The organism is Pseudomonas congelans (assembly GCF_900103225.1).
In the GTDB taxonomy this organism is placed as follows: domain Bacteria; phylum Pseudomonadota; class Gammaproteobacteria; order Pseudomonadales; family Pseudomonadaceae; genus Aquipseudomonas; species Aquipseudomonas congelans.
The window spans coordinates 561780-572598 of record NZ_FNJH01000003.1 but is presented as its reverse complement, the minus strand read 5'-3'; the positions used below and the strand labels follow the sequence as shown (position 1 = coordinate 572598).

The following is a 10819-nucleotide window of genomic DNA, read 5'->3' as shown; positions in this document are numbered from 1 at the left end:
CGAAGGAACCCGACGAAGTCGGGCCGGAAACGGAGCTGCGGGCTTTGCCTACTTTGGCCCCATCAAAGTAGGTCGCCGAGGGGCGAAAAGGTGACTTGAGTCGAACCCCAATCCACCTGACATCGCAGAACCGCTGTGTGACGCAGAGCGTCACGAACGGCATTCCCAAGCGGAGCGTGAGGAACGATAATCTCACTCCGCTATCGTGCGACGCTCTGCGTCCGTTCCTAGATCCCGCTGAACCAGTTGTAGCCCTGATCTTCCCAGTACCCGCCAGGGTTTTCGTTACTGACGAAAATCTCGACGATGTGCTTGGGGTTCTTGAAGCCCAGCTTGGTCGGCACCCGCACCCGCAACGGGTAACCGTAATCCGGTGGCAGCGCCACTTCGCCGAAGTCCAGCGCCAGCAACGTCTGCGGATGCAGCGCGGTGGGCATATCCAGGCTTGAGTAATAACGATCAGCGCACTTGAAACCGACGAAACGCGCCGTCGTATCAGCACCGATGTACTCCAGAAAGGTCTTCAGCGGCACGCCGCCCCACTGCCCTATCGCACTCCAGCCCTCGATACAGATCAACCGTGTGATGTCCGTGCGTTGCGGCAATTTGCGCAGCGCCTCCAGCGTCCACGGCTGCTTGTCCCGCACCAGCCCCGAGACCGCCAGTTGGTAATCGGAAAGATCGAGCTCCGGCACATTGTATTCAGGGTAGAACGCATTGAACGGGAACGGGTTGGTCAACTGCGCCTTGCTGTAGGTCGGCGCCAGCTTCTGGCCATTGAACAGCCAGGCCTGAACCCGGTCATTCCAACGCGACATGGCCCACAGCACTTTGTCGACCTGATCGCCATCCTGCAGATTGCAGCCCGTGAGCATCGACATCGCACCCACCGTCAGCCCCGCGCGCAGAAACGAGCGACGCTGAATATCGACCAGCTGGCGCTCCTGCGCGGGCTCCAGGCGGATACGCTGAGTGATGCGTTTACGTGGTTCGTTCATGATTGCGCAGTTCCGTCTTCGTTCGGCTGGCGGCCGCCGGTAATCATCGGCAGCAAGGTACTGGGCACCAGCACGACCAGCACCAGATGGACGATGACAAACGCGCCGATGGCGGTCATCGCCCCGAAATGTACCCAACGGGCGAAATCGAATCCGCCCAGCAGACTGACCAGCCCCTGAAACTGCACCGGCTTCCAGATCGCCAGGCCGGACAGCACCACCAGCACGCCCATGGCCAGCACCAGCCAGTACATCAACCGTTGCACGGCGTTGTAACGGCCTTTGACGTGGACCAGTCGAAAATGCAGCGCGTCACTCATGTCACGCGTCACTTCGGACGGCCGGACCGGCAGCAGGTCACGTTTGAAATGGCGGCTGAACACGCCATACAGCACATAAATCAGGCCGTTGATGACCAACAGCCACATCACCGCGAAGTGCCAGGCAATGGAACCACCCAGCCAGCCGCCGAGTGTCAGGAATTTGGGAAAGGTGAACGGCATCAGTGGCGATGCGTTGTAGATCGCCCAGCCGCTCATGAACATACAGACCATGCCCACGGCATTGACCCAGTGGGTCAGGCGCACCGGCCACGGATGAATGGGGCGGGTTTTCATGTCGAGATCCCTCTGATCAGGCACGGAACGAGATGTCAGGGGCAGCCCTGTGCCCCTGACAACCCTGGCGGTGATTACATCGGCGGCGTGAAACCGTTCTTGCCGACTGCCACACCGCGAGCGGACTTGCCGTCGTCAGCCGGGAATACCACGACCTTGGCGCCCTTGGTCAACTGGTCAACCTTGCCTGGCTCGACGTAGGCAATAGGCACATCCTGCGGCACCACCAGTTTCTTCTCGCCACCCTCGTATTTGACGGTCAACGTGCGGCCATCGGTGCCGGCCAGCGTGCCAACGGTGCCATTGGTCATGGTGCCGGTGCTGCCATCAGCGTTTTCCCAGCCATAGTGACCTTCGCCGCTGCCTTTGAGGCTGGCTTCAAAAACGGTCACTTCCAGCGCTTTCAGGGTGCCATCCGCCTGCGGGATGGCAGCCGAACCGACAAAGCTGTCGCCTTTGATTTGCTTGAAGTCGGCTTCGGACACAAGACGAATACCGGTCTTGTCAGTCAGCTTGATACTTTCGTGCTGACCCGAACGGGTGGTGAAATCGAGGGTGTCGGCGCTGACGCTGTCGACGGTCCCGCGCATGGGTTTGACCACCTTCATGTCGGCAGCCTGGGTCATGACAGCGGCACTGAGCAACAGCAGGCCGAACGTAGTAGAGAGTGCAGTCTTCATCGGTACTTCCTTGGCAGGTGAGATCTGAAACCCATCTTTGCACCGCTACCGGCACCGCAGAATGACCGGGCAATGACATTTTTGTCATTCGCCGGACACCTTGTCGGCAACTGGTTAGACTCCGGCATCGGCGCACCATGGGTGCAGGCAAAAGCGTAGCGGACAAAACGATGCATATCCTGCTCATTGAAGATGACACCAAAACCGGCGAATACCTGAAGAAGGGTCTGGGCGAGTCCGGCTACAAGGTGGACTGGACCCAGCACGGGGCCGACGGCCTGCACCTGGCGCTGGAAAACCGCTACGACCTGATCGTGCTGGACGTGATGCTGCCGGGCATCGACGGCTGGCAGATCATCGAAGTGCTGCGCGCCCGGCAGGACGTGCCGGTGCTGTTTCTCACCGCGCGCGACCAGTTGCAGGACCGGATTCGCGGCCTGGAACTGGGCGCCGACGATTATCTGGTCAAGCCGTTTTCCTTCACCGAACTGCTGCTGCGCATCCGCACCATCCTGCGCCGGGGCGTGGTGCGCGAAGCTGATCATTTTCATCTGGCCGATCTGGAACTGGACCTGCTGCGCCGCCGCGTAACGCGCCAGCAGCAGGTCATCGTGCTGACCAACAAGGAGTTCGCCCTGCTGCACCTGTTATTGCGCCGCGAAGGCGACGTATTGTCCAGGGCACAGATTGCCTCGGAAGTCTGGGACATGAATTTCGACAGCGACACCAATGTCGTGGACGTCGCCATCAAGCGCCTGCGCAGCAAGGTCGACCTGCCCTACCCGGTCAAGCTCATCCACACCGTGCGTGGCATCGGTTATGTGTGCGAGGTGCGGCCATGCGACGCCAGCCTTCCCTGATCCTGCGCTCGACTCTGGCATTTGCCCTGGTAGCGATGCTCACCGTCAGCGGCGCCGGCCTGTACCTGTATCAGTCCATCGAAGAAACGGTCATGCAACGCAGCGACCATGCCGTGCTCGCGCGGCTGGACCACTTTCGCAAGCTGTTGCGCTATGACCTGACCATGGACAACCTCAAAGGCAGCCCGCAGCTGTTCGAGAACATGCTCGACAGTGAAGAAGACATCTTCATCATCGGCGAGCCGGGCAAGTCACCGGTCATCTCGGTCAACCCGCAGCACGCCCCCCTGCCGGAGCTGCCGACGGTGGCGCAGGACCAACCGCTGCGGGTCGATGACCTGCGCAGCGGCATCAGCCTGCAAGGCGTGTCGTTGCGCGCTGCTGCCGTGCAGGTGATGTCCAACGGTGTCGAAGTACGCTTGCAGGCCGCACACCTGATGGTCAAGGAAATGGCCATGCTCGCCAGCTTCCGTCAGCGCATCTATATAGCCGTGGCCCTGGCGTTTCTGATCACCGCAGCGCTGGGCTATGTGCTGTTGCGCCGCGGCTTGCGTCCGCTGCGCAGAATGGCTGCCCATGCCGCCGCAATCACCCCGGCCAGCCTGCACAAACGCCTCGACAGCCGTGATACGCCCGTCGAGCTGCAACAACTGAGCGACGCCTTCAACGCCATGCTTGACCGTCTGGACGATGGCTACCGACGCCTGATGCAGTTTTCTGCCGATCTGGCCCACGAAATCCGCACACCGGTCGGCTCGCTGATGGGCCACTGCCAGGTCGCCTTGCGCCAGAACCGCAGCGCCGATGAATATCAGGCCCTGCTGGCCTCCAACCTGGAAGAGCTGGAGCGCATCTCGCGGTTGGTGGAAAGCATCCTGTTTCTGGCAAGGGCTGACGAAGCCCAGGCCGCGCTGGAGCGTCAGTCGCTGGATCTGCATGATGAACTGCAAAGGGTCGCCGGCTATTTCGAAGGGCTGGCCGAAGAACGCAACCTGACCTTGAGCACCCACGGACAAGGTACGCTGCTGGCCGATCCGATTTTGCTGCGGCGTGCATTGAGCAATCTGGTCGCCAATGCGATTCGCTACGCCGATGAAGACAGCGAAATTCTGATGCGGGTGACGGCTGTGAACAGGCACTGGAAGATAGATGTGGAGAACCAGGGACCGGTGCTGCCGGAGGCCACCCTTGCACGCTTGTTCGATCGTTTTTATCGCGGTGACGCTTCACGCCATGAGCGTTCGGACTCCAACGGTCTGGGGCTGGCGATCGTCACGGCAATCATGCAACTGCACGGCGGTAGGGTCGAAGTCGCTCAACCCGCCGTCGGCAGAATCTGCTTCAGTCTGATATTTCCGGCAGCCTGAAGCCCGCGCTGCGCAAGGATCAATTCTTTTTCTCGTGGGCAATGGCCAGCTTGTAGAACGTGGCCGAGCCGCCTTCCGTGGTGTAGCCGGTATTGTCCTGGGTATAGACCCCTGCCTTGAAATAGAACAGTTTGCTGGCCCAGGCTGAATCGAGCTTGGCGTACCAGACCGAGTCAAAGGCATTGACCGTCAGATCGCCAGACGGCGACAGATTGATGGTGTAGTTGAACTGCTTATCGAGCGGCACACCCTGGGCGATGGTGATGACCTCGATTTCCGAGTCCGGCGTACGACGAAACTTGGCGACGATATTGCCGGTCTTCAGCTTCTCCTTGTACTGATACTCCACCTTCAGCAACGGTTCGGTGCTCTGGTAGCAGTGGATCTGGCCGATCACGATCTTGCCGCTGGAAGGTACCTGATCGACTTCCAGGGTCGCACGCAGAAAGTTGTCGGCACTGGAGTAAGCCCAGTTGAAGACTCTTCCGTCTGAAGTCGTCTCGCGCAATTCGGAACGCGGGTACTTGGCGTTTTCGGTGGTCGAACCGGTCACCGGCGCCCAGAAAAACAGCGTATCCCCGGATTGAAAGTAGCCATCCCGATAACCCCTTACCAACTTGGGGGTTTCGATAATGGTCGCAGGGCTTCCGACAGGTACGGAGAGATTCCAGGTAGCAAGGTCGATCATGGCGTAACTCGCAAGGTGCGCATCGCACCGACAGAATGGCTCTGGAACGGGTGTGCTGGCCCGTTCGGTCATCCAGACTATCGGCTGAATCGTTTACTTTTTAAACAGCCTCGACAACGCTTTGGCGTCAACAAACCGTCTAAAAACAGCCAATGCCATCACTTCAATATCAGTTGTTGCGATACGGCCATGTGCCACTGTCGAGCTGCAAGCGTTGATTCACGTGAAGAAGTTTTCTGTGAACCGCGTCATTTTTTTGAATGTATCGAGGTGGATACAGCGCAAAAAAACGCGAAATACCGACAGACGGTAGCAATTATCTTCATAGCAAATGAACTTCCGCTGCGTGAAGCGGACAAAGGCACCCTTTTTAGAGCATCACGTCGCCTCGAAACACGCTTTCAGCCGGTTAAAAAGAAAGCACCTCCGCCTGGCGGCTCCGGGTTGACTGTAAGCAGTTGTTACGAGATATTAGTTAGCAAGCTATTTATCTCCCTGCTAACAATATCGCTCCTAACTAAATTCCTGGTATTTCCATGTCTGTCGAATCCCTCCATCGGACAATCAGCAGTGGCCTGGTGGCCGCGTCTCGCCAATGGCGACGCATCTGTCAGAACACGCTGGTGACCTATGGCATTTCCGAAGCCTGTGCAGGTCCGCTGCTGGCCATCGCCCGTCTGGGCGATGGCGCACATCAGGTAAAAGTGGCCCACGCGGCAGGTATGGAAAGTCCGACGCTGGTGCGTCTGCTCGACCAATTGTGCAAGGCCGATATCGTTTGCCGCACTGAAGACCCGAACGACCGCCGCGCCAAGGCCTTGAGCCTGACGCGCAAAGGTCGCGCACTGGCGTGTTCGATCGAAGCCGAGCTGACCCGCTTGCGTGCCGAAGTGCTGCAAGGGCTGCAACCTGCCGACCTGGAGGCCACCTTGCGTGTGTTACAGGCGTTTGCCGATGCGGCGCAGCGCGAACACGGGGGCCAGGCTTGAACGGATTTTTCTCCAGCGTTCCACCGGCACGTGACTGGTTCTACGGTGTACGCACCTTCGGCGCGTCGATGCTGGCGTTGTACATCGCCTTGTTGATGGAAATGCCTCGCCCCTACTGGGCAATGGCCACGGTCTACATCGTCTCCAGCCCCTTCGTCGGCCCGACCAGTTCCAAGGCCCTGTACAGAGCAGCCGGAACCCTGGCCGGTGCCGCAGCATCAGTGCTGCTGGTGCCCATGTTCGTGCAGACGCCCTTGTTGCTGGCCATCGTGGTCGGGCTGTGGACCGGCACCCTGTTGTTTCTGTCCCTGCACTTGCGCACCGCCAACAGCTACGCCCTGATGCTGGCCGGCTACACCATGCCGCTGATTTCGCTGCCGGTGGTCGACAACCCGCAGGCGGTGTTCGACATCGCGGTGTCGCGTACCGAAGAGATTTTTCTCGGCATCATCTGCGCCGCCGTCGTGGGTGCGATGTTCTGGCCCAGACGCCTGGCACCGGTGTTTCAGGCCACCACGGAAAAATGGTTCAGCGATGCTGCGACCTACAGTCAGCGCTTTATAAGCCGCACCTGTCAGCCTGAAGAAATCGGCACGCTGCGCAATTCGATGGTCGGCAGCTTCAACTCGCTGGAAATGATGATCGGCCAGTTAAGCCACGAAGGCGCCCGCAAGCAAACCGTACGCAACGCCAATGAACTGCGCGGCAGGATGATCCACCTCCTGCCGGTCATCGATGCACTGGATGACGCACTGTGGGCGCTGGAACGACGCACGCCCGAGCTGCTGGCCAGCATCAAACCCTTGTTGCACAAGGTTTGCGACTGGCTAGAAAGCACTGCCGACGGGCCGCAGCTGGAGCAATGGCAGCAGCTGCATCGCGATGTACAGAGCCTGCAACCGGACTCCGCGCAACTGGACGACCGCGATCAACTGCTGCTTTCCAATACGCTGTTCAGGCTGGGTGAGTGGATCGACCTGTGGCTGGATTGCCGAACCCTGCAATACGCGATCAAGACCGACGACCAGTCACAGTGGCGCGCGGTCTATCGCCACTGGCGCCTGGGCCGGCTGACCCCGTTTCTCGATCGCGGTCTGATGCTCTATTCGGTGACCTCGACGGTGCTGGCGATCATCGCCGCGTCGGTGCTGTGGATTCTGCTCGGCTGGAAAGACGGCGCAAGTGCGGTGGCACTGGCGGCGGTGTCGTGCAGCTTCTTTGCCGCCATGGATGACCCTGCCCCGCAAATCTACCGGTTCTTCTTCTGGACCCTGCTCTCGGTGGTGTTCGCCAGCCTGTACCTGTTTGTGGTGCTGCCCAACCTGCATGACTTCCCGATGCTGGTGCTGGCCTTTTCCGTGCCGTTCATTTGCGTCGGTACCCTGACCGTGCAACCGCGCTTCTTTCTCGGCACGCTGCTGACCATCGTCAACACCTCGTCATTCATCAGTATCCAGAGCGCTTATGACGCGGACTTCATGAACTTCATCAATTCCAACCTGGCGGGTCCCGCCGGACTACTGTTCGCCTTCATCTGGACCCTGGTGTTCCGCCCGTTCGGCGTCGAGCTGGCCGTCAAGCGCCTGACCCGTTTCAGCTGGCGTGACATCGCCAGTCTCAGTGAAGACGCTTCTCTGGCCGAGCATCGGCGCATGGGTGTGCAAATGCTCGACCGCCTGATGCAGCAACTGCCGCGCCTGACGCTCACCGCCCAGGACACCGGGATCGCCCTGCGTGAACTGCGCGTCGCGCTGAACATGCTCGACCTGCTGGCCTACACCCGCCGCGCCACGCCTGCGGCCCAGGGGCTGTTGCGTCAGGTGATCGATGAAGTCAGCGGCTATTTCAAACTTTGTCGCAAGGCCGGCGAACGGCTGCCCGCGCCCAGGGGCCTGCTGATGGCCATGGACCGCGCACGCCGGTCGTTGACCGATCAGGAGATGGGCGACAACCCGGCCCGGCTGCACCTGTTGCATGCCCTCAGCGGCCTGCGCCTGGCCCTGCTGCCAGGGGTCGAGATCGTCACCGTGGGCGGCGAACTGACCGAGCAACTGCCGCATAACATCGATGGAGCGCCCCTGTGATCGGTGATCTGGATATCAGCGGGATCTTCATCCCCACGTTCCTGGCGATGATGGGCATCGCCTATCTGCTGTTTCTCGTCGTGCACGCGGTGCTGTCGCGTGCCCACTTCTACCGTCTGGTCTGGCACCGGGCTTTGTTCAACGTAGGTCTATACGCTTTGTTGCTCGGCGCCGTGGATACTCTAAGTCGATACCTGATGACATGAAAAAACCGATACTGACACTGGGCCGCGTGGTCCTGACCCTGCTGGTTGTCACCCTGGCCGCCGTGGTCGTATGGCGCATGGTGATGTATTACATGTATGCACCGTGGACGCGCGACGGGCATATCCGCGCCGACATCGTGCAGATCGCACCGGACGTGTCCGGGCTGATCCAGAAGGTCGAAGTCACTGACAACCAGCCCGTGCACAAGGGCCAGGTCCTGTTCACCATCGACCAGGACCGCTTCCGTCTGGCGCTGCGCCAGGCGCAGGCGACGGTCGCCGAACGTCAGGAAACCTGGGAGCAGGCGCGTCGCGAGAACAAGCGTAACCGTGGTCTGGGCAATCTGGTTGCCCGCGAGCAACTGGAAGAAAGCCAGTCCCGCGAAGCTCGGGCCCTTTCGGCACTGGGCGAATCCAAGGTTGCGGTGGATGCCGCGCAGTTGAACCTGGATCGCTCGGTGATCCGCAGTCCGGTGGAAGGCTACCTCAACGACCGCGCACCCCGCGAACATGAGTTCGTCACTGCCGGGCGTCCGGTGCTCTCGGTGGTCGATTCGACGTCGTTCCACATCGATGGCTATTTCGAGGAAACCAAGCTTGATGGCATCCATGTCGGCCAGGGCGTCGACATCCGTGTCATCGGCGACAACGCCCGGCTGACCGGCCACGTGGTGAGTATCGTTGCCGGTATCGAAGACCGCGACCGCAGCAGCGGCTCGAACCTGCTGCCCAACGTCAACCCGGCCTTCAGCTGGGTGCGTCTGGCGCAGCGGATTCCGGTGCGGATCGCCTTCGATGACGTGCCTGCCGATTTCCGCATGATTGCCGGGCGTACCGCGACGGTGTCGATCATCGATGACACGCAGGAGCGCAGCCGATGAAACGTGCGTTACGCGTGGCCGCGCTCGGCTTTACCGTCGTGCTCTCGGCCTGCCAGATGGTCGGCCCGGATTACCAGTTGCCCAAAGAGGGCGCTATCAACCGTCCGGACCTGCAGGGTGAACTGGCCGGCCGCTCGGTCAACACGGTTTCAGCCCCGGTGCCTGTGCACTGGTGGCGCCTGTACCAGGATGCGCATCTGGATGAGCTGGTGCGCCAGGCTATCGCGTCCAATACCGACCTGCGCATCGCCGCCGCCAACCTGCAGCGTGCCCGCTATCAGACCTCGGAAGCCGAGGCGGCTGGCGGCTTTACCAACGGCGCGAAGATCGGCGCCCAGCGTGTGCAGGAGTCGGGCGAAGCGTTTCTGCTGACCGACAAGGTGCCGGTGGCCAATGTGGGCGACGTGGGTCTGACCACCTCGTACCAGTTCGATCTGTTCGGCACCTTGCAGCGTGGTATCGAAGCGGCGCAGGCCAATGTCGATGCCAATCAGGCGGCGGTGGATACGGCACGCATCACGGTGGTCGCCGATGTGGTGCGCGCCTACACGCAGATTTGTGCGGCCAACGAAGAGCTCGACATCGCCCGCGAATCACTGGACCTGCAACAACAGAGCGTGACCCTCAACCAGCGCCTGCGCGATGCCGGGCGTGGCGATGAAACCCAGGTCACTCGCTCGCAGACGCAGTTCAAGTCGTTACGCGCCGAAATGCCCCGTTACGAGGCACGCCGTCAGGCTGCGATGTTCCGCCTGTCGATGCTGCTGGCCAAACCTGTCGAGCAACTGCCTGCCGGGGTGAGCACCTGTAACGAGTTGCCGCAGATTGCGCAGGTCATGCCTGTGGGCGACGGCGCAGCGCTGCTCAAACGCCGCCCGGATGTGCGCCAGGCTGAACGCCATCTGGCCATGTCGACTGCCGAGATCGGCGTTGCCACCGGCGAGCTGTATCCGGACATCAGCATCGGCGCGAGCATTGGCACCACCGGCCTGATCGAGAACCTCGGCAAACCGGCGGCCAATCGCTGGGGCTTCGGGCCGCTGTTGAACTGGACCATCCCGTCCAATGGCTCACGCGCCCGCATCCATCAGGCCGAAGCCTCGGCGCAGGCGTCCCTGGCGCGCTTTGACGGTGTGGTGCTCAACGCCATCCGTGAAACCCAGACCGGCCTGGCGCAATACACCGCCCTGCTCGACCGCCGCGACGCCCTCAAAGAGGCCGAGCAGTCCGCCAAAGAAGCGGCTGACCAGACGCACCGTTTCTATCAGGCCGGACGCGCTTCGTTCCTCGCCGACCTGCAAGCCACTCGCACCTACACCGACGTACGCGCGCAGATGGCCGAAGCCAACACCCAGGTGGCGATGGGGCAGATCAATCTGTTTCTGGCACTTGGCGGCGGCTGGGAGAAGGATGACGTGGCGCAGAAATAGGATGGGCGTTCGCCCGGCC

General features: G+C 61.0%; 11 protein-coding genes. 7 read left to right on the top strand and 4 right to left on the bottom strand.

All coding sequences use genetic code 11. The features are described from left to right. Positions 1-227 precede the first annotated feature (227 nt). From BLR20_RS13975 to BLR20_RS13965, 3 genes are all read right to left on the bottom strand, one after another. Positions 228-998 (bottom strand): molybdopterin-dependent oxidoreductase, encoded by a 771-nt coding sequence (locus BLR20_RS13975; protein ID WP_003344155.1) that lies wholly within the window; start codon positions 996-998, stop codon positions 228-230. Then, complete coding sequence (locus BLR20_RS13970) at positions 995-1615, bottom strand: cytochrome b/b6 domain-containing protein (RefSeq protein WP_010434351.1); 621 nt, start codon at positions 1613-1615, stop codon at positions 995-997. Before BLR20_RS13970 ends, BLR20_RS13975 begins: the two co-directional genes overlap by 4 nt. Before the next feature lie 74 nt (positions 1616-1689). After that, the gene (locus BLR20_RS13965) at positions 1690-2295 is read right to left on the bottom strand and encodes a hypothetical protein (protein WP_010434348.1); all 606 of its coding nucleotides are present in this window, start codon (positions 2293-2295) and stop codon (positions 1690-1692) included. A 170-nt stretch (positions 2296-2465) separates the two neighbouring features. Here BLR20_RS13965 and BLR20_RS13960 point away from each other — a divergent pair, with 170 nt between their 5' ends. Both BLR20_RS13960 and BLR20_RS13955 read left to right on the top strand, forming a co-directional pair. Further along, complete coding sequence (locus BLR20_RS13960; RefSeq protein ID WP_002554192.1) at positions 2466-3155, top strand: heavy metal response regulator transcription factor; 690 nt, start codon at positions 2466-2468, stop codon at positions 3153-3155. Beyond that, positions 3134-4522 (top strand): heavy metal sensor histidine kinase, encoded by a 1389-nt coding sequence (locus BLR20_RS13955; protein WP_054993065.1) that lies wholly within the window; start codon positions 3134-3136, stop codon positions 4520-4522. Before BLR20_RS13960 ends, BLR20_RS13955 begins: the two co-directional genes overlap by 22 nt. Positions 4523-4541: 19 nt before the next feature. Here BLR20_RS13955 and BLR20_RS13950 read toward each other — a convergent pair whose 3' ends face one another. Beyond that, on the bottom strand, positions 4542-5210 hold the full coding sequence (locus BLR20_RS13950) for a polysaccharide lyase family 7 protein (RefSeq protein WP_010434343.1): 669 nt from the start codon (positions 5208-5210) through the stop codon (positions 4542-4544). A 536-nt stretch (positions 5211-5746) separates the two neighbouring features. Between BLR20_RS13950 and BLR20_RS13945 the strand changes: the two genes are divergently transcribed. Genes BLR20_RS13945 through BLR20_RS13925 form a run of 5 tightly spaced genes read left to right on the top strand, consistent with a single transcriptional unit; the run spans position 5747 to position 10800 of the window. Beyond that, the gene (locus BLR20_RS13945; RefSeq protein ID WP_010434340.1) at positions 5747-6199 is read left to right on the top strand and encodes a MarR family winged helix-turn-helix transcriptional regulator; all 453 of its coding nucleotides are present in this window, start codon (positions 5747-5749) and stop codon (positions 6197-6199) included. Then, positions 6196-8283: an FUSC family protein gene (locus tag BLR20_RS13940; protein WP_054993064.1), complete on the top strand. Its 2088-nt coding sequence runs from the start codon at positions 6196-6198 to the stop codon at positions 8281-8283. Before BLR20_RS13945 ends, BLR20_RS13940 begins: the two co-directional genes overlap by 4 nt. Beyond that, positions 8280-8489 (top strand): DUF1656 domain-containing protein, encoded by a 210-nt coding sequence (locus BLR20_RS13935; RefSeq protein WP_003315925.1) that lies wholly within the window; start codon positions 8280-8282, stop codon positions 8487-8489. Before BLR20_RS13940 ends, BLR20_RS13935 begins: the two co-directional genes overlap by 4 nt. Further along, complete coding sequence (locus tag BLR20_RS13930) at positions 8486-9370, top strand: efflux RND transporter periplasmic adaptor subunit (protein ID WP_032614755.1); 885 nt, start codon at positions 8486-8488, stop codon at positions 9368-9370. The genes BLR20_RS13935 and BLR20_RS13930 overlap by 4 nt, the downstream gene beginning before the upstream one ends. Next, the gene (locus BLR20_RS13925; protein WP_054993063.1) at positions 9367-10800 is read left to right on the top strand and encodes an efflux transporter outer membrane subunit; all 1434 of its coding nucleotides are present in this window, start codon (positions 9367-9369) and stop codon (positions 10798-10800) included. Before BLR20_RS13930 ends, BLR20_RS13925 begins: the two co-directional genes overlap by 4 nt. Positions 10801-10819 lie beyond the last annotated feature (19 nt).

What these genes read in the sequence shown, in the direction of transcription:
- BLR20_RS13975 (WP_003344155.1), bottom strand. Translation starts at nt 998, where the DNA reads ATGAACGAACCACGTAAACGCATCACTCAGCGTATCCGCCTGGAGCCC.
- BLR20_RS13970 (WP_010434351.1), bottom strand. Translation starts at nt 1,615, where the DNA reads ATGAAAACCCGCCCCATTCATCCGTGGCCGGTGCGCCTGACCCACTGG.
- BLR20_RS13965 (WP_010434348.1), bottom strand. Translation starts at nt 2,295, where the DNA reads ATGAAGACTGCACTCTCTACTACGTTCGGCCTGCTGTTGCTCAGTGCC.
- BLR20_RS13960 (WP_002554192.1), top strand. Translation starts at nt 2,466, where the DNA reads ATGCATATCCTGCTCATTGAAGATGACACCAAAACCGGCGAATACCTG.
- BLR20_RS13955 (WP_054993065.1), top strand. Translation starts at nt 3,134, where the DNA reads ATGCGACGCCAGCCTTCCCTGATCCTGCGCTCGACTCTGGCATTTGCC.
- BLR20_RS13950 (WP_010434343.1), bottom strand. Translation starts at nt 5,210, where the DNA reads ATGATCGACCTTGCTACCTGGAATCTCTCCGTACCTGTCGGAAGCCCT.
- BLR20_RS13945 (WP_010434340.1), top strand. Translation starts at nt 5,747, where the DNA reads ATGTCTGTCGAATCCCTCCATCGGACAATCAGCAGTGGCCTGGTGGCC.
- BLR20_RS13930 (WP_032614755.1), top strand. Translation starts at nt 8,486, where the DNA reads ATGAAAAAACCGATACTGACACTGGGCCGCGTGGTCCTGACCCTGCTG.
- BLR20_RS13925 (WP_054993063.1), top strand. Translation starts at nt 9,367, where the DNA reads ATGAAACGTGCGTTACGCGTGGCCGCGCTCGGCTTTACCGTCGTGCTC.